This window comes from Methyloversatilis sp. NSM2 (assembly GCF_038066675.1).
GTDB lineage: Bacteria > Pseudomonadota > Gammaproteobacteria > Burkholderiales > Rhodocyclaceae > Methyloversatilis > Methyloversatilis discipulorum_A.
The window spans coordinates 234,050-257,731 of the sequence record NZ_JBBUKV010000017.1; the positions used below are offsets into that span (position 1 = coordinate 234,050).

The following is a 23,682-nucleotide window of genomic DNA, read 5'->3' on the forward strand; positions in this document are numbered from 1 at the left end:
ACGTCCTAGCCAGGCGACCGTACGCAGCGGTTCCCAGCCATCAATGCATTTCGATCGAAGGTTGTGGGAATCATGTCTTTCAGACTCGCGTCGCTTGCCGTCTGTGCGGCGTCGCTGTGTGTTCATTCGCTGGCTCAGGCGCAGACCGAGCCATCCGTGCCGGAGCTGCCGGCTGTCGCAGTGATAGACCAGCCGGGAGCGCAGGTCGAGCGCAGGCAGTCCGAGTTGCAGAAGATCGTCATCGCCGAGGACGAGGTCGAACGCTACGGCGACTCGACCGTCGGCGATGTGCTGCGCCGCCTGCCCGGCATGACCTTCACCGGACCGGCCGGTGTCACCAAGGACGTGCGCATCCGGGGGCTGGACAAGGGCTATACGCAATTCCTGATCAACGGCGAACCGGTGCCGTCGGCGACCAAGGAGCGGCAGATCCAGATCGACCGCCTCCCGGCCGACATGATCGAGAGGATAGAAATCATCCGCACGCCGGTTGCCGGCATGGACAGCGACGGTGTTGGCGGCACCATCAACATCGTGCTCAAGAGCCGTGCCGACGGGCTGACCCGGCTGCGCGCCGGTTGGGGTCAGAATGGCTCCATGAAGGTGGGCGACGCCGTCGCGCAGTGGAGTCGCAGTTTCGGCAATCTGGATGTGCTGTTCGCACTGTCGCACACGCTCGGTGCGGAGGATGTGACCGAGTCCAAGATCAAGTTCAACGCCGACGGCAGCGTCAAGGAAAGCGAGTACAAGCCGAAGCCGGTCGAGAAGACGGAAACGCTGTTCGCGCCGCGCTTCGTCTGGCGCAACGGCGAAGACAGGCTGACGCTGGAGCCCTTTCTGTCGAACGGTACCGAGGACAAGCACGAGCAGACGGCGCTGCGCAACGGTCTGGGCGTGCTCACCAAGAACACCGACAAGCGCGAGGACAAGGACGATCAGGTCGCCCGCATGGCCGGTCGTTACGACGGCAAGACCGCGTGGGGCAGCTGGTTCGCCAAGGCCGGCATGCAGGAGGCGCGCATCGACAAGCTGTCTCGCTCGCTCGAGCGCAATGGTGCAGGTGTGCTCACCAAGACGACGATAGAGGACGAGCGCATCCGTGATCGCGGCAGCTACGGCGGCGCCGGTGTGACCTTCCGCGTGGGCGATGCGCACGCGCTGTCCATCGGCACCGAAGTGCGCAAGTCCGAGTACGACAATGCCAAGGACAAGCTCGAGAACGACGTCGTCAAGACGGCCGCCAAGGACATCTTCAATATCGAGGAGAACCGCTACATCCTCTACGCGCAGGACAGCTGGTCGCCTGCCCGCGGCCACACGCTGACGCCGGGTGTCCGTTTCGAACGCATCGAGCGCGACGCCACCGACAGCCTGGGCGAAAGCAGGCGCAGCGACTTCTCCGCCAGCAACCCGTCCCTGCACTATCGATGGGCATTGCGCGAGAACACGAACCTGCGCGCCAGCCTTGCGCGCACCTTCCGCATGCCGAAGTTCGACGAGGTCAATCCACTGGTCACGCTGGCTACCGGCGGCGGCGCGGGTTCCGCCACCAATCCGGACAGCGGCGGCAACGCCGATCTCAAGCCGGAGCGTGCGCTGGGCGTCGAACTGGGCGTCGAGCATTTCTTCGCCGGCAATCGCGGTGTCATCGGTGCGAACCTGTATCAGCGGCGAGCCGAGGACTTCATCGAGAAGCAGACGCTGCAGGAGGGTGCGCGCTTCGTGAAGCGCCCCTATAACGCCGGCGAAGCGCATTTCTGGGGTGTCGAGCTCGACTGGCGCTGGCCGGTGTGGCGCAACGGCGCGCATCGTCTTGATGTAACCGGTAACCAGAGCTGGATGAACGGCCGCGTCGATTATGCGAACCAGCCGAGCAACGGCGACGTCAAGGACATGCCGCCGCGTGTGACCAATATCGGTATCAACTGGACGCACCAGCCGACGCACTGGTCGGCCGGACTGAACCTGAACCTGCAGCCGCGCTTCACGACCGACGGGCTGAACGAAGATGGCGTGCGCGAGGTGAAGACGCGTGCGGCATCGACCTTCTTCGATGTCTATGTCACCAAGATATTCAGCCCGCTGGCGGAAGTCAGGCTGATCGCACGCAATGTGTTCGGTGTCGACAAGGAGGAGCGCACCCGCAAGTTCAAGGCGGACGGCAGCTTCGACTCGCACGAGTGGAAGATCGAACGCTCGCATCCGACGCTGATGGCGACCTTCGAAAGTCGCTTCTGATGAACGGGTTGCGTGCCGGCGCAAGGACGCGGACGGGCCGCGTCCTGCTGCTGCACGCCTGTACGCTGACGCTTGCCGGTGCCATGCGAGGTGCCGCCGCCGCGGCAGCGATCGACGCGTCGGCCGACGGGGTGATGACGCTGGATGCGGTACGCGTCGAGGCCGATGCCGTCGGGTCGGCGCCGCGCCGGAATGCGTCGAGCGCCACCATCGTGATCGACCGTGCCGCGCTGGACGCAATGGACGCGGCCACTGTAGGCGATCTGCTGCGTCGTCTGCCGGCCACGGGCCTGGCTGCCGACGAAGGCGATCGACGAGGGCGCGGACGTCGCAGCGATCACTACGCGCCGCGCATCCTGGTCGACGGCGAGGCGATGCCGGGCGAGGGCCGCGACGGCGGGGCGGCGCTGCGACTGCCAGCCGATCTGATCGAGCGCATCGAGATCATCCGCAATTCCAGTGCCGAACACCCGTCCGGCGGCGCCGGCGGCACCATCAACATCGTGCTGCGTGATGCGCCGCGTGAGTCCTCGACGTCGTGGCGAGCGGCTGGCGGCAGCCAGCAGGGCGAGACCGTGCTGCGGGCCAGTGCGCAGCATGGCGACCGTGCCGGCGATATGGGCTTTCTGCTTGCAGCCTCGATCGACAGCACGCCAGTGACCGGTCACCGCGACAGGGTGATCGAGCGCTACGCCGCCGGCACGCGCAGCGACTACCGCGTCGAGCGCGGCGAGGACAGCGGACGTCGTAACAGCGTCACCCTGAGTCCGCGCCTGAACCGTGATGTGGGCGAACGCTGGCAGTGGGTGCTCAGCCCGCTGTTCAGTTACGCATACGACGAGCGCGACACCCGGACTTCTCGTCGCGACTACGCCGACCCGGTGGCGCTGACCGGCTCGCAGGCTGCCGGCGGGGAAGACGAATCGGACCGCAGCCGCAAGATTGCCCTGCGGCTGATGAGCGAGCTGAAGTCGCGCCGCGGCGCAGGCGCGGAATCCAGCCTGCGCCTGCTGCTGCAGGCCGAGCGCGCGGAGCGTGACCAGCTGCGGCGCGAAACCGATGCCACGGGCGCGAGTACCTCGCTGCGCACGGTCGATGATGTGAGCGACGAACAGGAAGTCGGTCTTGTCGGCCGCACCAAGGCCGTGGTCGGCGAGGCGCACATTCTGTCTGCCGGTGGCGAGTTGCGCGGCAAATGGGGTGACGAGCGGCGCAGCCAGTCCGACCAGGTGGCGCCGAGCGCCGGCGACGGTAGCACCGCCGAGCGCAGGCGCGACCGCCGCGTCGTAGTGTGGCTGCAGGACGAGTGGCAGTTTGCCGAACGGCAGCTGCTGACCGCAGGCCTGCGGACAACCCGACAGATCAGCCGGCTGGACGATGGCAGCGCGCCCGTTGCCCGCGACGACACCGCCGTCGAGCCGTCGCTGCATTACCTGTGGCAGCCGTCCGCAAGATGGAACCTGCGTGCCAGCGCGGCGCACAGCGAGCGCGCACCGGGCCTGCGCGATCTGTCGGCACTGGTGCGCACTGCGAGCGGCGTGAACAGCGCCGCCAATCCAGATCGTGGCGGCAACCCGTCCTTGCGGCCCGAACGCACGCTTGCACTGGAAATCGGCGTCGAGCATTTCCTGCCACAGCGCGGTGGCACCGTCGGCCTCAGCGTCTTCCGTCGCGTCGTAGACGACCAGGTGCTTCGCGTGGCCGGCGTCGAGGCCGGGCGCTGGACGGAGCGACCGTTCAACGTGGGTGATGCCGTGCTGCGAGGGGCGGTGTTCGATCTCAATGTCGGGCCGGATGCGTGGGGCATGTCAGGGCTGACCGTGCGCGGCAATCTTGCCTACGCACATGCCGACTACGATGGGGCGGTGCTGCGCGACGAGGCGCCGCGCCGCAGCTGGCACTTCGGCATCGATCGGCTGTGGGCAGCCAGCGGCATTTCGGCAGGCCTCCAGTATGGAAGCACCGCACGCATCGAGCGCCGCGAAGGCAATGGACTGGAGTTGCTGCAACGGGCGCGGCGTCAGCTCGACGTCTACGTTCAGCGCAAGCTGGACCACCGCGTCAGCGTGCGGCTGTCCGCGCTCAACCTGACTCGCGAAGGGCGCGACAGCGTTGCGCGCGAACTGGATGCCGGCGGTTTGCCGGCCCGTATCGAAAGCGACGCCGAAAGTGGAGCCGCCATCGTTCTTGTTTCGCTGGAGGGGCGCTGGTAAGCGCGCCACCGGTATTCGTCACCCGCAAGGAGGGATCATGAAGATCAGTTTCGAGAGCCGCAAATGGCATATCTGGGTCAGTCTGATACTGGCCCTGCCCATTCTGATCGTGGCGGTGACCGCCATCTTCATCGCGCACGACAAGTCGCTGAAGCTGGAGGAGGTGCCGGTCAGCGTCGGCTGGCTGCCTGGCTACGCGATGCAGGCGGGCAAGCCGGGCAACCACGAGCCGCGTGCGCTGCTGCTGACGCGTTCGGGTGAGCAGTGGGTCGGGCTGCGTCACGGTCTGTACCGGGTCGAGGGCGAAACGCTGCGGGCGGTGCCGGCGCTTGCTGGCACCCAGGTCCGCGGACTGGCCGAGGCGAGCTGGGGTCGCGTGGTGGCGGCGAAGAACGGAGTCTGGGTCGAGCGCGACGGAACGTGGACGCGTGCGATCGATGCCGACGCCTGGAACGTGTCTCTGCGGCCCGACGGTGGCGTCACCGTGGCGCTGAAGGACGAAGGGCTGCAGGTGAGCCGCGATGGCGTGACATGGACGCCGGACGTCGCCGTCGGCCGTGCGCTGGCCGCGCTGCCCGCTTCGGCACAGGACGAAACGATGAACATGCACAAGCTGGTGATGGATCTGCACACCGGCAAGGCCTTCCTCGGCAAGCGCGCCGAATGGATCTGGATAGACCTGATCGGCGCGGCGATGGCCTTGCTGGCGCTGACCGGCGTCTACATGTGGTGGCGTGGCGAGAAGCGCAAGTCGGCGCTGCAGGCCGGGGCGGCCGCAGCACCACGCGCCGGCACGACGCACGCCCTCTGAGCCGGCGCGGCGGGCGGAGGCAACGGTGATCGGCATCGCGACCGCGTTGCTGGCAGCTCTCGGGCTGCTGGCGCTGGCCGCGCTCGTGCTGTTGCTGGCCGACGGCGTCCGCACGCTTCTGCACCGCCGCCGGCAGGAGCGTGCAGCGCGTCCGCTTCTGCTTCGTGTGGCGACACGGCGCGAGCAGGCCGATCTGCTGGTACTGCATTTGCAAGCACCGCGCCGCGCCCGTCTTCCGGCGTTTGCCGCCGGTCAGCACATACTGCTGCGCGTACCTGCCGGCCCTGCCGGACGGATTCTGCAGCGCGCCTATTCGCTGGCGGCATGGACGCCGCGGCCTCACCGCTACGAACTGGGTATCAAGCGCGAGCCGCAGGGCGCAGCGTCACCGTGGATCTGGGACCACCTGAAGGCAGGCAGCGAACTGCAGGTGTCGCGTCCGCGCGGCCATTTCGTGCTGGAGCCGGCGCAGGCTGAAATCGTGCTGATCGGCGGCGGCATCGGTATCACACCGATGCGCGCGATGCTGCATGCGGCCTTGGCCAGTGGCGCGCCTCGCGTGCTGCTGTGGCACGCCGCGCGTACCGAGGCCGAACTGCTGTACCGCGAAGAGTTCGAAGCGCTGGCTGAGGCCGACTTGCGTGTCGACTACCGCTGCCTGCTGTCGCGACCGGCCGAGGACTGGAGTGGCCGACGTGGACGGCTGGATGCCGCACGGGTGCTGGAGGCTGTGCAGCAGCCAGCGACAGCGGACTTCTACATGTGCGCGGGCAGCGCGCTGATGGAGGCGTTGTGCGACGGGCTGCTGGTCGCCGGCGTCGAGCGTTCGCGCATTCGCTTCGAGGCCTTCGGTCTGCCGCCGGGCGAGGGCGTCAGCGGCCAGACCGTGGCGCTGGAGGACGGCCGCGAGTACGTGATGGCCGGCGAGCCGTCGCTGCTCGCGCTGCTGGAGGCGCACGATGCGGCGCCCGCCTCGGAGTGTCGCGCCGGAACCTGTGGCCAGTGCCGTGTGCGCCTGCTGTCCGGCGAGGTGCGCTGGCTGTTGCCGGCGGGCGTCGAGATGGCGGAGCGCGAAATCCTGACTTGCGTCTGCGCGCCGGTTGGCGACGTCAGGCTGGCATTGGCCGGCTGATCATCCGGCGCGCGCCAGCGCGTCGACCTCGGCCAGCCGCTGCGGTGTGCCGACGTCGTGCCAGTGGCCGCGGTGCAGCGCGCCGCCGACGCGGTCTTCGCGCATCGCAGCGCGCAGCAGCGGTGCGAGCTTTGCCGGTGCGTCCGGATCGAGGCCGTCGAACAGCGATGGGTGATAGGCGCCGATGCCGGAGAACGTGAGCCGGCCCTCGCTCTCGTCGCATACCCGGTCGTCGCGCAGCACGAAATCGCCGTTGGCGTTGTGTGCGGGATTGGGGACCAGCAGCAGGTGAGCGAGGTCGCCGTCGGCCTGCAGCGCCGATGCGGCCAGCGCGATGGCGGCGAAGTCGGCGTCGCACCAGATGTCGCCATTGACCACGACAAACGGAGCGTCGCCGAGCAGGTGGCGCGCGTGCGCGATGCCGCCCGCGGTTTCCAGCGCGCCTTCGGGTTCGGCCGACCAGGCGATGTGCGCGCCGAGCGCGCTGCCGTCGCCCAGTGCTTCAACGAGCTTGTGGCCGAGGTGGGCGTGGTTGATCACGAGGTCAGTGATGCCGGCCGCCCTGAGTGCTTCGATATGCCAGACGATGAGCGGCCGGCCGCCGACTTCGAGCAGCGGTTTCGGCAGGTGGTCGGTCAGCGGGCGCATGCGCTCGCCGCGGCCGGCGGCGAGAATCATCGCCTTCATCAGAAGGTGTAGCCGACCTGCGGTGTCACGCCCTCGAGTCGGTCCAGAAGCCTGGCGAGCGGCGCGAGGTCACGGTAGCGGCGGGCGGTGGCGCGCAGGTGGTTCATCACGCGCGGCGTGTCCTTCAGGTAGCCGTCCTTGCCGTCGCGGTGGTACAGGCGGGCGAAGATGCCCAGTACCTTCAGGTGGCGCTGCGCGCCCATGAATTCGTAGTCGCGGTGGAAGTCGGCGAAGTCTTCGCGCACCGGCAGGCCGGCGCGCTTGGCGTCCTGCCAGTAGCGGATGAGCCAGTCCAGCGTCTGTTCCTCTTCCCAGGCGATGTAGGCGTCCTTGAACAGGCTGACCAGGTCGTAGCTGATCGGACCATACACGGCGTCCTGGAAGTCGAGCACGCCGGGGTTGGGCATCGTCACCATCAGGTTGCGGCTGTGGTAGTCGCGGTGCACGAACACTTGCGGCTCGGCCAGATTCACGTCGAGGATGCGGTCGAACACCTCGTACAGCGCGGTCGTCTCGGCCTCCGACAGTTCGGCCTTCAGATGGCGCCCGACGTACCACACCGGGAACAGTTCCATCTCCGCCAGCAGGCGGTCGCGGTCGTACTCGGGCAGCACGCCGGGCCGGCTGGCTTTCTGCATGGCGATCAGCGCGGTGGTGGCGTCGAAATAGAGCGCCGGGGCGTTTTCCGCGTCGAGCACGTCGAGATAAGTGGTGCTGCCGAGGTCGGACAGCAGCAGGAAACCCTGTTCGACGTCCTGCGCGCGCAGCGCCGGCACATGGGCGCCGGCTGCCTCGAACAGCGCCTGCACGGCGACGAAGGGGCGGCAGTCTTCCTGCGGCGGGGGGGCGTCCATCGCGATGTGGGTGCTGCCGTCGGCCAGCGTCACGCGGAAGTAGCGGCGGAAGCTGGCATCGGCCGAGGCCGGGCGGATGTCGAGGGTCTGGCCGGGAAACTGCGCCTGCAGCCAGGCAGTGAGCGCGTCGAGGCGCGGGTCTTGGGTCATGTTCGGTGGGTCCGGGGCGGCTGAACGACGGGCCGGCGTCGCGATCTGCAAATTGTTGCCATCGCCGGCCGGCAACCGGGTCGCGTTTGATAAGATGCGCGATTCTATAACGCGGCTGCGTGCAAGCCGGCGATCCGTCGCCCGGGCGCGAAAGCCGGAGTTCAACCCGCGATCAGCCCGCTTCCAGCCCTCTCATTCGTGCTCAGGCGTTCCGTCATTCTCTATCTGGCCTGGATGGCCTGCGGCGCGCAGGCGGCCGATGCACTTCCTTCGCTGAAGGTCGATCCGTCCCTGGTGCCGCCGTCACAGCGGCCGGCCAAGACGGGCGCCGCCAAGCCGGCCGCGGCGCCGAAGCAGCCTGCCGCGACCGGCGGCGCTGCGGCGCCGGCAGAGACGCCGGCAGCTGCGTCGGGCGTGGAAGTGTTTCCGGTGGCGACGCCGGGACAGCCGGCCGCAGAGGCACCGGTTGCCGTCGAGGCGGCGCCGGCTCCTGCTCCCGCCTCGACTTCGACCCCCGCTTCAGTTCCGGCCCCAGCGCTGAAGGCCGCGCCAGCGTCTGTCAGGCAGGCGGCACCGGCCATTTCGCCTGCCGCGCCGGCGACGACGTCGAATGCCCGCAACCTGCCGCCGCTGAAGGTTGACCGTTCGCTGGTCAAGGCGCCGCCCGGTGGGCGTGCAGTGCCGCCGACGGCTCAGGCCGCGCTCGACGAGGCGCCGCCCTACCGCAACGTGACGACGGCGCGCAACATGCCGCCGCTCAAGGTCGACAGATCGCTGATGGGCACGCCACCGGTGGCGCGTCGGCGTGTGCCGGCTGGTCAGACCGGCGAGACCGTCATCGCTGGTGCGCCGGCCGCGCAGGAAGCGGACGTCACCGGCGCGCTGCCGCCGCAGGTTCCGGAGGACGACGAGACGCGCATGCTCAAGGGCGCGATCACGCTGTCGGAGTATGTCGAGCGTCACCCCGAGTCGCGCGCGACGCTGATCGCCGCCGACCAGCTGGATGGCACCACCGACGCCGTGATGCGCGCCGAAGGCGCTGCCGAACTGCGACGCGCGACCACCTCGCTGACCGCCGATTCCATCGTCTATGAGCCGCCGACCGACGAACTGCGGGCGCAGGGCAATGTGCGCCTGGTGCGCGGCGAGGACGTGGTCGAGGGCCCGTCACTCCGTTACCAGTTGACGCGCAGCGAAGGCGTGTTCGACAAGCCGCGCTACACCCTGCGACGCAATCTGCAGACGGGTGAAAATCTGCGGACGACCACGGGTCGGGGTGAGGCGGACCTGATGGAGTTCCGCGGAGAGAACCGCGTCCGCATGCAGAACGCGACCTACTCGACCTGCGGACCCGAGAACGCGGACTGGTATGCCCAGGTCGATACACTCAATCTCGACTTCGAATCGGAAGAGGGCGAGGGCCGAAACGGCACGATCGTCTTCAAGGGCGTGCCCGTGCTGTATTCGCCCTGGCTGGATTTCTCGCTGAACAACCGCCGCAAGTCCGGTTTCCTGACGCCGACCTTCGGTACGACCAACCGTACCGGTATCGACCTTCTGGTGCCGTACTACTGGAACATTGCGCCCAACATGGACGCGACCATTGCGCCGCGTGTGCTCGGGACACGGGGTCTCATGCTCAGTAACGAGTTCCGCTACCTAGATGAAAGCTATCGAGGCATGTTGCGGCTCGACTATCTGTTCAGTGATCGCATTCTCGATCGTGATCGCCACGCATTGAGCATTCAGCATACCCAGCGTTTCGGTGAGCGATGGAGCGGTTCGGTGAACATCAATGCGGTGTCTGATCGCGACTACTACACCGACTTGGGCAATCGTCTGGCCATTACTTCGATCGGCTATCTGCCGCGCGAAGGAAAGCTTTCGTACTCGGGCGACTGGTGGACATTGACCGGCAGCGCGACCGAGTACCAAGCCCTGGCGAATCTTTCGCCGATCTACTCGAAGGTGCCGTCATTCGTACTGAACGCCTATAGGGCTGATCTCCCGGCCGGTCTTGTGTTCAGGATGAACAGCAGCTACACCGATTTCCGTATCGACGATCCCAGGCGCGACCAGGGAAGTCGTGCAGTGCTCTACCCTCAGGTTTCGCTGCCGATGCAAACCTCGTTCATGACGATCACGCCCAAGGTGGGCGTCCACATGAGCAATTACGATCTGCAGCGCGGAACCGACAATGCCGCGCTACCTACATCGCTCTCGCGTTCGGTGCCCATTTTCAGTCTCGATGCCAGTACCGTCTTTGAGCGCGATTCCGACCTGTTCGGACAGGGCTTCGTGCAGACGCTGGAGCCGCGCCTCTATTACGTATTGGCGCCGTACCGGAACCAGTCACAATTCCCGGTGTTCGACAGCGCACTCGCGGACTTCAATTTCGCGCAGATCTTCTCCGAGAACGTGTTCGTCGGTCAGGACCGCATTTCCGACAGCAATCAGCTTACGGCTGCCGCGATCTCGCGTTTCATCGATCCGCAGACCGGCGCCGAACGCGCGCGGGTCGCTTTGGGGCAGCGCATCTACTTTGCAGATCAGAACGTCATCCTGCCGGGTGGAACTGAGCGCACCGGAAGCATCGCCAGCACGCTGGGTGCGGTTTCGGGCGAGTTGTTGCCGAAGACGTGGATTGACGCAGCACTGCAGTACAACACGGACCTTTCACAGACCGAGCGCTACAGCATCACCGCGCGATGGAATCCGCGCCCAGCCCAAGTGCTGAACACCTCGTACCGCTTCCGTCGCTCGACTACCAATGCGGCTGATGTCCGTGATATTGACCTGTCCGTGCAGTGGCCGCTGACCAACCGCTGGTATGCGGTGGCGCGCCACAACTATTCGATCGCCGAGCGACGGCTGGTTGAAGGGCTTGCCGGGCTGGAATACAACGGCGGCTGCTGGGTCGGGCGGTTTGTCTTCCAGCGAATTGCGACGAACGTCCAGCGATCGCGCACGGCGCTGTTCTTCCAGCTCGAGCTGAATGACTTCTCGCGCATCGGCTCGAACCCCCTGGATGCACTCAAACGAAGCATTCCAGGCTATGGCCAGATCAACCAGAGTATTGCCGACCCGATTTTCGGCGAAGATTTCTGACGGACCTCACTCATGTTGAACAAAGTCATTTCCGTCGTGCTGATCACCGCGCTGACCTTCTCCGGGATGTCGATCGTACAGGCTCAGCCGAACGGACAGGCAGAGCCCTCCGACGTGGTCGAGGTCGATCGCATCGTCGCCGTGGTCAATAGCGACGCGATCACCCTGTTCGAACTGCGTTCGCGCACCGAACAGGCCATCGCCCAGCTGCGCGGACGAAACGTGACACCGCCGCCGCGCGAGGACTTCGAACGCCAGGTGCTGGAGCGGATGATTTACGAGAAGGTGCAGCTGCAGCACGCGGAAGAGACGCAGATGCGCATCGACGACCGCATGCTCGAAGCTGCGCTCGGGCGCATTGCCGAGAGCAACAACATGAACGCGACGCAACTGCGTTCTGCGGTCGAGCGCGACGGCATCCCGTGGCCGCGCTTCCGCGAGGACATCCGCAAGGAAATCATCCTCAGCCGCCTGCGTGACCGCGAGGTCGAAAGCCGCGTCGTGGTGACCGAGGGCGAGATCGACAATTACCTTGCCAATCCGGAGCGCAAGGCCGACCAGCGCGAGGAATTCAATGTGTCGCACATCCTGCTGCGCGTACCGGAAGGGGCCAGCCCGGAAACGCTGATGCGGCTGAAGGCACGTGCCGACGCGGCGATGGAACAGCTGGCCAAGGGCGAGGATTTCGCGCGCGTCGCGGCTTCCTATTCGGATGCGCCGGACGCACTGTCGGGCGGCAGCCTGGGCTGGCGTCCGCTCGACCGTTTGCCGCAGCTGTTCGCCGACATGCTGCCCAATCTGAAGCCGGGGCAGGTGAGCGAGGTGATGCGCAGCCCGGCCGGCTTTCACATCATGAAGCTGGTGGACAAGCGCGGCGGTGCCGGCGCCAGCGATGCCCGCGTCAGTCAGACGCGCGCCCGTCACATCCTGATCAAGACCTCGGAAGTGGTGAATGACGCCGAGGCGCGTCGCCGCCTGACCGGCATCAAGGAACGCCTGGACAACGGCGGCGATTTCGAGGAACTGGCGCGCTCCAACTCGCAGGATCTGTCCGCCGCCAAGGGCGGCGACCTCGGCTGGCTCTACCCGGGCGACACGGTCCCGGAGTTCGAGAAGGTGATGAATGCGCTCGAACCAGGCAAGGTGAGCGAACCGGTGCAGTCGCCTTTCGGCTGGCATCTGATCCAGGTGGTCGAACGCCGGGTCGAGGACGTATCGACCGAACGTCAGCGTGCCGCCGCGCGCCTCGCGCTGCGCGAGCGCAAGGCGGAAGAGGTGTATCAGGACTGGGTGCGTCAGCTGCGCGACCGCGCTTACGTCGAAATCCGTCTGAACGACGAGCGATGAGACCGCGGTGAACCGTCCCCGCATCGCAGTCACCAGCGGCGAACCGGCAGGCGTCGGCCCCGAACTGTGCGCGGCCCTGAGCGGCCGACGCTTCGCCGCCCGGCTGGTGGTGCTCGGCGATGCAGGCCTGATTGCAGAACGCGCACAGGCGGCCGGTCTAGAGGTGCAACTGCGCGCGTATGACCCGGCAAGCGACGCCGACGACGGCGCGCTCGAAGTGCTGCACAGTCCGCTGGCCGTGCCCTCGGCGGCTGGACGGCTCGACGTCGCCAACGCCCGCTACGTGCTGTCCTTGCTCGACCGCGCCCGCGACGGCTGCGTCAGCGGCGAGTTCGCCGCCATGGTCACCGCGCCGCTGCACAAGGGCGTCATCAACGACGCCGGCGTGCCCTTCTCCGGTCACACCGAATACCTGGCCGACAGCACCGGCACGCCGCGCGTCGTCATGATGCTGGCCGGCCGCACCGGCGCGAACGCCGACGGCCCCTGGCTGCGCGTCGCGCTCGCCACCACGCACCTGCCGCTGTCCGCCGTGCCAGCCGCCATCACCCGCGAATCGCTGACGCAGACGCTGCGCATCCTCGACGCCGACCTGCGTACGCGCTTCGATATCGCCCGACCGCACATCGTTGTCGCCGGCCTGAATCCGCACGCCGGCGAGGGCGGTCACATGGGGCGCGAGGAGATCGACGTGATCGCGCCGGTGCTCGACACGCTGCGCGCCGAAGGCATGGACCTCGAAGGCCCGCTGCCGGCCGACACGCTGTTCGTGCCGCGCCACCTGGACGGCGCCGACGCCGTGCTTGCGATGTTCCACGACCAGGGCCTGCCGGTGCTGAAGTACGCGACCTTCGGCCACGGCATCAACATCACGCTCGGTCTGCCCATCATCCGCACCTCGGTCGATCACGGTACCGCGCTCGACCTGGCCGGCAGCGGCCGCGCCGATGCCGGCAGTCTGATCGAGGCGGTGGAGGCGGCCATTGCGATGAGCCGGCACTGATGGAACAGCACCGCGCCCGCAAACGCTTCGGCCAGAACTTCCTGGTCGACGGCAACATCATCCGCAAGATCGTCGCGGCCATCGATCCGAAACCCGGTCAGGTGATGGTAGAGATCGGCCCGGGGCTGGGCGCGATGACGCGGCCGGTGACTGAGCGGATCGATCGCCTGCACGTCGTCGAGATCGACCGCGATCTCGCGCAGCGTCTGCGCGAGGGCGATCTGGCGTCGAAGCTCGAAATACACGAAACCGACGCGCTGAAGTTCGACTTCGGCGCGCTTGGCGACGACGTGCGGGTGATCGGCAATCTGCCGTACAACATTTCCAGCCCGCTGCTGTTCCACCTCGCCGAGCACGCCGAACACGTGCGCGACATGACCTTCATGCTGCAGAAGGAAGTGGTCGATCGCATCGTTGCCGCGCCGGACTCCGACGAGTACGGCCGGCTGTCGGTCATGCTGCAGTACCGCTTCGAATGTGCCCACCTGTTCGACGTGCCGCCGGGCGCCTTCCGGCCGGCGCCCAAGGTGATGTCGGCCATCGTGCATCTGCGTCCGCGCCCGGTCGAAGAGCTGACCGCACGCGATCCGCTGCTGATGTCGGCCATCGTCAAGGCCGCCTTCGGACAGCGCCGCAAGACGCTGCGCAACACGCTGCGCGAGCACCTCGATACGGCGGACTGGGACGCGCTGGGCATCGACCCGTCACGCCGCGGCGAAACCCTCGAAGTCGCTGACTACGTGCGAATCGCCAACCACTGCGCCGAGCGCCGCTGAACTCCTCAGGCGTCCTTGCGGATGCCGCAGGTGCTGATGCCCAGCAGCGGATAGACCGGGCAGAAATTGAACAGCCCGGTCAGCAACGGCACCACGCCGATATAGCCCCACACGCCTATCTGGCCCATCGCCGCCAGCGCGATCAGCGCGGCGCCGACGACGATACGCAGGATCTTGTCGATGCCGCCCACATTGCTTTTCATGATCGTTCTCCCGAGTAGGTAAGGTGTAACGCCATGCTCCGCGCGGAGCCATCCGCCTTCAGTGACCCAGGTTACACAGCGTGCGCAGGGTCGCTGCAGCTGTCCGGCCAGCGCTGTTGACATCTGAAAATGACATATGGATAGTGGCGCGATCGTCGTGAACGAGGTCGTCAGACATGTCGCTCGCCCGCTGCATCGTGTGCTGCATCCTTGCGCTGCTCGGCACGCTCCAGGTGCATGCGCGGGAGCCAGCCGAGCGCCTGCTCGACGAACAGCGTCAGGCCGCGGAGCGCTCGCGACTGGAACGCGACGCACTGCCACCTGCGGACGCACCCGCTCCGGCGCTGCACGTGCGGCCCGACTCGGTCGTCGAGGACGGCGTCGTGATCGAGCGGCCATCGATAGAGATCGACGCCGCAGGCCTGCTGCCGGCGCATGTGCTGGCCTCGCTGACCGACGAGTTCTCCGCCGTGCCGCTCGGCGTACGCCGCATCGCGCTGCTGCTTCGCCGCTTGGACGCCCGGTTGGTCGAGGCAGGCTGGATTACCAGCCGGTCGCGTCTGGCCACCCTCGACCCTGCGCGAAATCTGCTCCGTATCGAGGTCGTGCCCGGCCGTCTCGAGGTCATCCGTTCGAACGATGCGCCACCGTCGGCGGTCGCGCGGGCCTTTCCGCTGGCTCCCGGTGACGTACTGACGCAGGAGGCGCTCGAACAGGGCGTACAGCAGATCAACCGGCTGCGCATGGTGCAGGCTCAGGTGCGTGTGCTGCCCGGCGCACAGGACGGCGGCAGCGTGATCGATCTCGCGCTGCGGCCCGGGCAGAGCACCTCGGTCTCCATCGGCGCGGACAATCTGGGCACGCGGTCGACCGGAACCGGCCGCGCCCGCGTCGGCCTGCGTTTCGGCAATCGCCTCGGACTGTTCGAGGACATCCAGCTCTTGCATCTGCGCAGCGCCCACAGTGAGGCCCTGCTGGCGTCGCTGTCGGTGCCCGATGGCTTCAACACCTGGTCGGCGACGCTGTCCGGCTCCAGTTCGGACAGCACGCTTGCCGGGCTGTCCTTCGACAGCTCAGCACGGACCGCCGTCATCGGCTGGAACCGAGTGCTCGCGCTCGACGCCGAGCGACGCGACGTGGTGGATCTGAGCGTCCAGCGCACGCGCATCGCACGCACGCTCGGACCGGTCGAACTCGACACCCGCCGCAGCACCGTGGCGCGTCTTGCGTGGAGCCGGACCGGGCGCCTCGGCCACGTCCAGTACTTCGTCGAACCTTCGCTGTCGGTTGGGCTGCGGTCCTTCGGCGCCGAGGTCGATGCTGAGCGAATGCCGGCCAGTCACACCCACTACCAGTTCGCCAAGTGGTCGCTGGCCGCTGCGGCCGTGGCGCGGGACGACGGCGGGCGCATCGAATTCGCGTCGCAACTGACGTTACAGCGCACCGGCGTCAGCCTGCCCGGCGCGGAACAGCTGCTGCTCGGCGGGCTGAATACGGTGCGCGGCTTCGACGAGGCAGCGGTGGCCGGCGATACGGGCTACCTGCTGCGCTGCGAAGTGCGCTTCCCGGGTGTTTTCGGCCGCGACACTCGGGTGGCCACACCTTTCGTCCATTTCGATCAGGGCGCGACGCGGCTGATCGACGGGCCGCGCATGACGCTGGCGGGCGCCGGAGCCGGTGTGCGCGGCAGCACCCCGGACTTCGTATGGGAAGCCGTCATCAGCACGCCGCTACGGCGCCCCGAGGCGCTTCCCGACAGTGGCTGGACCATTCGCTTTGCCCTCGGCTATGCCATCTGACGGACGCGCACGGAGCACACGATGACCCCGTTTCGAGCCCTCGTCTGCGTCACGCTGCTGGCATTCGCGGTAGCTGTGTCCGCCGCCAGTCCGCCGGACCAACGCACGGCCGCGGCCGCCGCCACGCAGACCCTCGCGCACGACCTGCTGTGGCGGCGCGCGCTGGCAGCCGGTTTCGACGATGGTACCGGCGCTTCCGACCCAGACCGTAGGCAGGCGGCGATCGACGCCTACGTCGGCAGCCGCATCCGGCCCGTCGAGCCGAGCGAACAGGCGCTGCAGGCGCGCTATCGCGAACTGATCGGGAGGACGGGGCCGCAGGAGTACCGCATCAGGCTGCTGCAGAGCGATGACGCCGCGGCGGTGAGGCGGGCGCACGAGCGTGCGAAGGCCGGCGTTCCGTTCGCGCAGCTTGCCGGCGAACTGTCCCGAGTGCCGTCGGCTGCGCGCGGCGGCGAACTGGGCTGGGTCGGCTTCGCCTCGCCGCCGACCGTCGGGCAGACGAACGGTCTGCCGCTGGAGATTGCCCGGGTGCTCCCGCATCTCGCGCCCGGAGAAGTGAGCGAGCCACTGGCGCTGGCCGACAGCTGGGCCCTCGTGCTGCTCGAAGCGGTGCGCGATACGCAGCGGCCGTCCTTCGAAAGCGCGCGCGAAACGCTGCGCGCGCTCTTCCTGCGCGAATCGGCGCTGGCGCAGGCGCGCGCACTGGGCGACGAGATCCTCCGCGAAGCCATGGGCTCGCGACCGTGAGACAGGAGGCCTCCATGCGCTCGATCCGTCGCCACCTTGCGGCATCGATGTCCGTCGTCATGCTGATGGCTTCGCTGCCCGTGCGTGCCGACCTGACGCCGGACGCGACGGCCGCCGCGCATCAGCAGGCGCGCGTCGGAACGGTCGGGGGCGTGTCAGTCGTCGACATCGTGGCCGCCGATGCGCGCGGCACATCGCACAACCGCTGGTCGGCCTTCGACGTACCTGCACGAGGGCTGGTGCTGAACAATGCACCGACGGGAGCCAGTTCCGCATTGGTCGGATCGGTGCCGGCCAACACGAATCTTGGTGGTGCGGCAGCAAGCCTCATCGTCAACGAGGTGACCGGCAATCGACCAAGCGCGCTGCTGGGGCACATCGAAGTGGCCGGACAAGCGGCGCGTCTGGTCATCGCCAATCCGAACGGCATCAGCTGTGACGGCTGCGGCTTCGTCGGCACGCCGCACGTGCAGCTGACGACCGGTCGGCCGGTCTGGGCAGACGGCGCACTGCACTTCGATGTGACCGGTGGCCGCATCGACATCGGCGCCAGCGGGCTGGCCGCGCTGGCGGCGCGCATAGACCTGGTCGCGCAGACCGTGCGCACGCGCGGCGAGCTGCGCACGACAGGCGACGCACGGCTGTTCGCAGGCCGGGCCGTGGTCGATAGCACGTCGCTGGTCCCGGACGACCTCGCGGCGTATCCGCAGGGCAGCGATGATTTCATCGCCATCGACATCGGCCAGACCGTCAGCGCTGGCAGCATCCAGCTGATCGCGATGGGCGAGAACATCGGCGTGCGCACCTCTGCGCCGCTGCTCGCGGCCGCCGACATCCTGATCGCGTCGCGCCAGACCGTGCTGCTCGACGCCGCGGTAAGCGCGGGGAGAGACGTCGAGTTCTACAACATCGGCGCCATGGACTCGGCGCTGTCCGCGTCGGTCGAGGCTGGCCGCCATCTGCACTTCGTCGGCACCGGTCTCGATCTCGCGGCGGCCGCGAGCATGAGCGCGGGTGGCGACATCGGTCTGGGCTTCGTCGGCGACAACTCTGACGGCTGGACGGCGCTGCGCAACGCCGGGCGCATCGAGGCCGGCAGCGCGCTGTCGATGTCCGGTCTCGGCATGGGCCTGAACACGGGTGTCATCCGCTCGGGCGGCACGATGAACGCAGCCGCGGCTACAGTGCGTGTGCCCGATCATCAGCGCCATCTGACGGGCGCTCATTCCAGTCGCGCGATCGATGACGAGCGGGCGCCAGTGCGGATGCTCAACGCCGGCGCGATGTCGGCCGGACTTGATCTGTTCGTGAACGCGGCCGACAACGAGGACGGCTCGCTGGTCGCAGCGCGTGACCTTTTCCTGTGGCAGGAACCGCAGCAGTCCGCTGCGTCCGGTAACGCATCGGCCGGACGCGACCTCTTTCTGTTTGCGCCGGTTCCTGACGAACATGAGCCGCCGCAGGTGAGTGGCCGGCTGTTCCGCGCCGCCAGTGATCTTTACCTGCTCGACGCGCCGGACGTCCTGAGCGACCACGACACGCTGCGCACGCAACTGCTCGCAGGCACGGCAACCTCGAATGGGTCGGGCACCGACGACTATGTCAATCGCGACACGCTGGCGGCCGGCCGGGATCTGCAGGTGCTGCTCGACGCGCGCTTCGCCAACGCGTCGGTGATCGAAGCGGGCCGCGATCTGACCATCGTAGCGAAAGAGGTCAGCAACGAAACACGGGTCGACAGCCGCCGTGTCGAGGTCGCTTACGAATACTTCGACGGCTGCAGAACCGAGTATGCCGGCGTCTGCAGCGCCGATATCGAACAGCCGGCGGCGCCAGCGACCATGGTGGCCGGACGCGACCTGACAGTCAGCGCGCAGCGTTTCGTCAATCGCGGTGCGCGCGTGCTCGCTGGCGGACGCATCGATATCACGGCGCCCGACTTCCTGAACGAAGACAGGCGCTACGGCGCGGCCTGGTCCTCGCGCTACTCGCTGATCGATCCGGAAACCCAGTTCGGTGACGACGGCAGCTGCGGCGACGTCGCCACCGACGTCTGTCTCGACCCGATCGACTGGATGCGCAGCGCATCCGGCAGCGTCGAGCTGGGCGTGCTGCCGGGCATCATCCAGGCAGGGGCGGACTTTTCGGTCGGCCAGCCTCCGGATGGCGGCGCCGGCGGCACACCGGGTGGAGGCTCGCGTCCGCCGCCTGCCCCGGTCCCGTCGGCTGACCGCTCAGCTCTCTTGCTGGCTTCGCTCGCCCGGCTGATCGACCAGGGGCCGGGCAGCCTGGGCAACGTTCCGACGGCGCTGTCCTCCTTCGTCAATACCGGCAGCATCCACGCCGGCAGCATGGCGGTACGCGCCGACCACATCCGCAATGGCTTCGACGTGGTCGCGGACTACTACCACCGCACCGCCGAGCTGTCGCTGCCGCCGGCCGCCATCGACGTCGCCGCCTACGGCGCCCACGGCGGTCTTGCGGTGCCGCCGGGCGATTACAGCGGTGCAGCGCTGATGCGCCTGCTGCCGGCGGACCTCGCCAGCAGTGCACCGTTCGCGCTGACGCCCGAGGAGGAGACTGCAGCGCTGCGCAACGCGCTGCTCGCGACCACGCACCGTGGCTGGATACTGCCCGGGCTGAGCTGGGACCCGCTGACCGGGCAATCGCCCGAGGCCCAGCAGCGCACGCTGCTGGCGGCGAACGGCTATGCGTTCGCCGTCGAGCACGGCATTCCGATGGGGTCGGCGCTTGGCGAGGCGCAGCAGTCGCTGCTGAGATCGCCCATCCTCTGGTACGTCGAGCGCGATGGCGCACTGCGCCCGTGGATCTATCTGCCGGAGGACTGGCAATCTCAGCTTGCGGTGATTCCGGGCGGTCTGCTTGATGCTGACGTCGGCATCGTCATCGTCGGCAGCACGGTCGACAACACCGGCTTCGTGCTGTCGGACGGAACGCTGTCGGTGACCGCCGACGAACTGCTGAACCGCAAGCGCTCGGCCTATTACTACGAGGAATTCAAGGTCGACGGCGGCACGCTGATCGTCGAAGGCAGCCAGGTGCAGGCCGGCGGCTTCATGCAGGCTGCGCAGTGGGCACTGGACATCGATCGCATCCAGTCGCTGTCAGGCGAGTTCCGTCTGCTCGGCGACGGCGTCGACGACACGCGGCAGCGCAGTGCAGCCTTCGAAGCACAACTGGCCGAGGAACTGGGCAGCCGTTTCGTGCGCGATGTGGCGCGCGACGACCTGCACTACCGCTTCGAGAAGGACTTCGGCTTCAGCGACGTGATGGGCATGGCGACCAGTTTCCTGGTCGCCTCGATGATAGGCGTGGACGTGTCCACCTTCATCGGCAGCTTCGCCTCGCCCGGTTCGGTTTTCGCTGCGGCTTCCTCGGCAGGTGCAGCCGGTTTCGGCAACACCGTGGCCAGCGCCTTCGTGACGCAGACGATCTCGTCGTCGATCGGCCAGATGGTGGCCAGCGGTCGTCTCGACATCGGCAACGCACTGAACAGCGGCCTCGCTGCCGGCCTCAGTGCCGGATCCGCACAGTGGACCGGAACGACCTTCAACGATCCCCTCGAGCGTTTCGCCGCCCGGGCGCTGACCTCCGGCCTGATCGGCGAGGTGACCGGCAGCAGCTTCGAAGCTGCGCTGCTCTACTCGGCCGTCAATCAGGCTTCCGCCCTGGGCGCAGGCCGGATCGGCGACGGCGTGTTCGGCGAGCACGGCAGCGTCGGCCACCTGCTCGCGCACGGCGCACTGGGCGCGATGGCCGAGGCAGCGCGTGGCGGTGACCCGATGGCAGGTGCCATCGGCGCGATGACCGCAGTACTGGTCGAACGGCCGATCGATGCCAGCCTGGGGCTGAGCGGCAGCCCCGGCGGCGACGCCCTGCTGACCGCTCTCAGCATGATGGCCGGCGGAGCCGCCGCTGAAGGTGTGGGCGGTAATGCGGTGTCGGGTGCGCTGGCGGCGCAGAACGTCACGCTGTTCAACTATCTGACCCACGCTGAATCACAGGCGCTGGAGCGGCTTAGGCAGAAGTGCTCGATCGCCAGCCGCTGCACGGACGCTGACCGCATGGAAATGCGGCGGCTGGGCACGCTCGACCGCAACCGCGACGAAGCCCTGTCGACGGCCTGCTCGGCTCCGTCGAGCACGGCGTGTCAGGCAGCCTATCTCGACCTGGCGCGCGCTGTCGCGAGCTACCAGGAGCGGCGTATCGAGCCCGGTTCCGTTACCGATCGGGAGCTTGCGAGCATCCAGGCGCTGGAGACGATGTACCGCATGCGCATGACCCATGCGATGGTCTACAACGTCGTCGATGGCGCTGCACAGTCCGTCGCCACGGGACTCGCCGGGACGATCGAGCTTGGCACCCTGCTGATACGCGCGCCCGTCGATCCCGCCGCCCGGGACGCGCTGGCGCAGCTGGCAGTTGCTACCGGACAGTTTCTTCAGTCGCCGATCGATACGATCGAACAAGGGATCAAGGCACAGCTTGACGAGGCAGCGCGACTGGAGGCAGCCGGGGAGATCGACGCAGCGCAGCGGATGCGTGCGGCTCTATTCACTGATGGAGTGCTCACCGTCTCTGGAGGCGCCGGAATATTCGCAGGGACCGGCGGACGCACTCTTGGTGTTCTGCAGCGCGCGTCGAAAGACACTAAGCAGCAAAGCGGTCCTCGTGAGGTGGTTGATCCTCGAGATGAGACGGTGCTTACTGTCGATAGCGCAAGTACTGACTCATCTGCACTAAGAGAGGCAAGCCAAAGTCCTGGTGGGAGGAATGTCGACTTTCTGATCAACGAAAGGGCTGCAGCGGTTGAACTGCGACGATTAGAAAGCAACATTCAAGATGCGCACTTTGTTTCTCGACACGGTCCGGAGACGTCGTTGTCCGCACAGCGATTGCGTGCTCAGACGGGAATCACGCCCGATGGCGTTCAAGGCAGGAGTATTGATGCGTCCAGGTGGGCGTCTTATCAAGACATGGCTGAGGCAATTCGCAAGGCCCAGATCATTTACAACAATACTGGTCAGACGTCGGTGACTATCGACCTTGGTAGAACCATAGGTGATGGCTATCTCAAAGGTGGTGTGACGTACGCGCAGACTACAAAGGCTGTGATACGGTTTGATGCGAGAGGTATGCCCTACACGGCATATCCGAAGCTGAGGTGAACGCTGTGAGACCAGTCGGATTCAATCAAATTGAAGCAGTCTTGGCGCCGGTTCTCGATCCGCCAGAGCCAACTCTCTCTGAGCTTGCAATGGTGAATGGCGCCAACAGCAGTGAGGTGCGCGATGTCATCAGGAAATACATCAAGCCATACTATGACTCTTTCGACGACCGAAGCAGGAAGGTCATAGCGGATAGCATATTGTACTTCTCCCATGCGCCATCGCTGCCAGAGACAATCCCGTTGGACGTGTTGCCGACTCCATTCGAACTGACACAGAAGATCGATGAGTTGTGTGCATGGCTGGCCACCGAGCTCTGTATTGATAATCGGGAATTCGATTTTAGGGATTGTGAATACTCGGAAGATCTCAATGTCGTACACAGGCTGACGAGAGTCAAACCTCCGTTACCCTCTGGCGCGAACTAGTTGTTCTGGGTGCTTTGGCTATCGTTATCAGGGGAGCGATCATCTGCTTGCTCACGGCGCGCCTCATCGACATCTCCACTATTGGCGAGTGCACCAACTCCTGTCCATAACGCCTTCCGCACTCTAGGCTGCTACCCGCGGGCGACTCAAATAGTCCGAAGATCCGCGGCAGGTCACTCCAATCCGCCTGAACTGACTGCGCCAGCAAATCAGTCGGAGCTTGTCCGAAAGAACGTCATTGCATTGTCGCGAAGTGCCCTCCCTTCGTATCCGTCAATCCGAGCCACAAGCAGGTTGATGTCCTCGGCGCGAAACACCCTGGGCGCCCGCGTACACGGCAAATCCGTCCCGAACATCAGCGCTTCCGGATTCACCGCATCGATCCGGCGCAGTGCCTCTGCAACATCGAAATCACAGCGCCCGAATCCCGTCGCCTTCACCTTGATGCCGCGCTCGACCAGCCACAGCAGGTCGTCGAAACCTTCGGCGGTGAGGCCGAGGTGATCGATGGATACCTTGGGCAGTCGCGCCAGCAGGTCGCGCAGGCCTGCAAGGTGGCGGTTGGCGACGTAGAGTTCGACGTGCCAGCCGCACAGTTCATGCACGCGCAGCGCCATGCGTTCGAGCTGGGATACGTCTTCCGAGCCGCCGCGCTGCAGGTTGAAGCGCACGGCGCGCACGCCCTTTGAATCGAGGTCGAGGATGACCGCATCCGGCGTGTCGGCGGGCAGCTGCGTCACGCCGACGAAACCGGGGCCGAGGCGGGCGAGGGCGTCGAGCAGATAGGTCTGGTCGAAGCCCTGGAAGCTGCCGGACACGACGGCACCGCCGGTGATGCCGAGCGGCCTGGCGCGGGCGAGATAGTCATCGACGGTGAAGAAGTCCGGCAGATAGCCCTGGTTCGGGATGAGCGGAAAGCCGGGCGCGATGATGTGCAGGTGGGCGTCGAACAGGCCGCCCTCCACGTCCGGCAGAGCGGTGCTGTCCATAGGCG

At 66.8% G+C, this 23,682-nt stretch carries 15 protein-coding genes; 11 read left to right on the forward strand and 4 right to left on the reverse strand.

Going from position 1 to position 23,682, the window contains the following annotated elements:
- The first annotated feature begins 72 nt into the window (after window positions 1–72).
- From WJU27_RS20000 to WJU27_RS20015, 4 genes are read left to right on the forward strand one after another with little or no spacing between them, the layout of a single operon-like run.
- The gene (locus WJU27_RS20000; protein WP_341423210.1) at window positions 73–2,238 is read left to right on the forward strand and encodes a TonB-dependent receptor plug domain-containing protein; all 2,166 of its coding nucleotides are present in this window, start codon (window positions 73–75) and stop codon (window positions 2,236–2,238) included.
- Window positions 2,238–4,451, forward strand: coding sequence for a TonB-dependent receptor plug domain-containing protein (locus WJU27_RS20005; protein WP_341423211.1), 2,214 nt, complete (start codon window positions 2,238–2,240; stop codon window positions 4,449–4,451). The genes WJU27_RS20000 and WJU27_RS20005 overlap by 1 nt, the downstream gene beginning before the upstream one ends.
- Entirely contained in the window at window positions 4,366–5,262 is an 897-nt protein-coding gene (locus WJU27_RS20010) for a PepSY domain-containing protein (protein WP_341423212.1), read from the forward strand. The genes WJU27_RS20005 and WJU27_RS20010 overlap by 86 nt, the downstream gene beginning before the upstream one ends.
- A gap of 25 nt (window positions 5,263–5,287) precedes the next feature.
- The gene (locus tag WJU27_RS20015; RefSeq protein WP_341423213.1) at window positions 5,288–6,394 is read left to right on the forward strand and encodes a 2Fe-2S iron-sulfur cluster-binding protein; all 1,107 of its coding nucleotides are present in this window, start codon (window positions 5,288–5,290) and stop codon (window positions 6,392–6,394) included.
- On the opposite strand, the gene murU is transcribed toward WJU27_RS20015, so the two are convergent.
- A complete protein-coding gene (gene murU, locus WJU27_RS20020; protein WP_341423325.1) occupies window positions 6,395–7,072 on the reverse strand; it encodes an N-acetylmuramate alpha-1-phosphate uridylyltransferase MurU in 678 nt (225 codons plus the stop codon). It abuts the gene before it with no gap.
- A gap of 8 nt (window positions 7,073–7,080) precedes the next feature.
- Entirely contained in the window at window positions 7,081–8,085 is a 1,005-nt protein-coding gene (locus tag WJU27_RS20025; protein ID WP_341423214.1) for an aminoglycoside phosphotransferase family protein, read from the reverse strand.
- Between the two features lie 198 nt (window positions 8,086–8,283).
- On the opposite strand from WJU27_RS20025, the gene WJU27_RS20030 reads away from it, so the two are divergent.
- The 4 genes from WJU27_RS20030 to rsmA are packed head-to-tail and all read left to right on the forward strand — an operon-like array spanning window position 8,284 to window position 14,319.
- On the forward strand, window positions 8,284–11,193 hold the full coding sequence (locus tag WJU27_RS20030) for an LPS-assembly protein LptD (RefSeq protein WP_341423215.1): 2,910 nt from the start codon (window positions 8,284–8,286) through the stop codon (window positions 11,191–11,193).
- A 12-nt stretch (window positions 11,194–11,205) separates the two neighbouring features.
- On the forward strand, window positions 11,206–12,540 hold the full coding sequence (locus tag WJU27_RS20035; protein ID WP_341423216.1) for a peptidylprolyl isomerase: 1,335 nt from the start codon (window positions 11,206–11,208) through the stop codon (window positions 12,538–12,540).
- Window positions 12,541–12,547: 7 nt separating this feature from the next.
- Window positions 12,548–13,543: a 4-hydroxythreonine-4-phosphate dehydrogenase PdxA gene (gene pdxA / locus WJU27_RS20040; protein WP_020165768.1), complete on the forward strand. Its 996-nt coding sequence runs from the start codon at window positions 12,548–12,550 to the stop codon at window positions 13,541–13,543.
- On the forward strand, window positions 13,543–14,319 hold the full coding sequence (rsmA, locus tag WJU27_RS20045; RefSeq protein ID WP_020165767.1) for a 16S rRNA (adenine(1518)-N(6)/adenine(1519)-N(6))-dimethyltransferase RsmA: 777 nt from the start codon (window positions 13,543–13,545) through the stop codon (window positions 14,317–14,319). Before pdxA ends, rsmA begins: the two co-directional genes overlap by 1 nt.
- A 5-nt stretch (window positions 14,320–14,324) precedes the next feature.
- Here the strand turns inward: rsmA and WJU27_RS20050 are convergent, their stop codons facing one another.
- A complete protein-coding gene (locus tag WJU27_RS20050) occupies window positions 14,325–14,522 on the reverse strand; it encodes a YgaP family membrane protein (protein WP_020165766.1) in 198 nt (65 codons plus the stop codon).
- Between the two features lie 176 nt (window positions 14,523–14,698).
- Here WJU27_RS20050 and WJU27_RS20055 point away from each other — a divergent pair, with 176 nt between their 5' ends.
- Genes WJU27_RS20055 through WJU27_RS20065 form a run of 3 tightly spaced genes read left to right on the forward strand, consistent with a single transcriptional unit; the run spans window position 14,699 to window position 22,260 of the window.
- Window positions 14,699–16,321 (forward strand): ShlB/FhaC/HecB family hemolysin secretion/activation protein, encoded by a 1,623-nt coding sequence (locus WJU27_RS20055; protein WP_341423217.1) that lies wholly within the window; start codon window positions 14,699–14,701, stop codon window positions 16,319–16,321.
- A 21-nt stretch (window positions 16,322–16,342) separates the two neighbouring features.
- Entirely contained in the window at window positions 16,343–17,071 is a 729-nt protein-coding gene (locus tag WJU27_RS20060) for a peptidylprolyl isomerase (RefSeq protein WP_341423218.1), read from the forward strand.
- 14 nt (window positions 17,072–17,085) lie between these two features.
- Complete coding sequence (locus WJU27_RS20065) at window positions 17,086–22,260, forward strand: two-partner secretion domain-containing protein (RefSeq protein WP_341423219.1); 5,175 nt, start codon at window positions 17,086–17,088, stop codon at window positions 22,258–22,260.
- Between the two features lie 637 nt (window positions 22,261–22,897).
- Here WJU27_RS20065 and WJU27_RS20070 read toward each other — a convergent pair.
- Complete coding sequence (locus WJU27_RS20070; protein ID WP_341423220.1) at window positions 22,898–23,677, reverse strand: amidohydrolase family protein; 780 nt, start codon at window positions 23,675–23,677, stop codon at window positions 22,898–22,900.
- Between the last annotated feature and the right edge of the window lie 5 nt (window positions 23,678–23,682).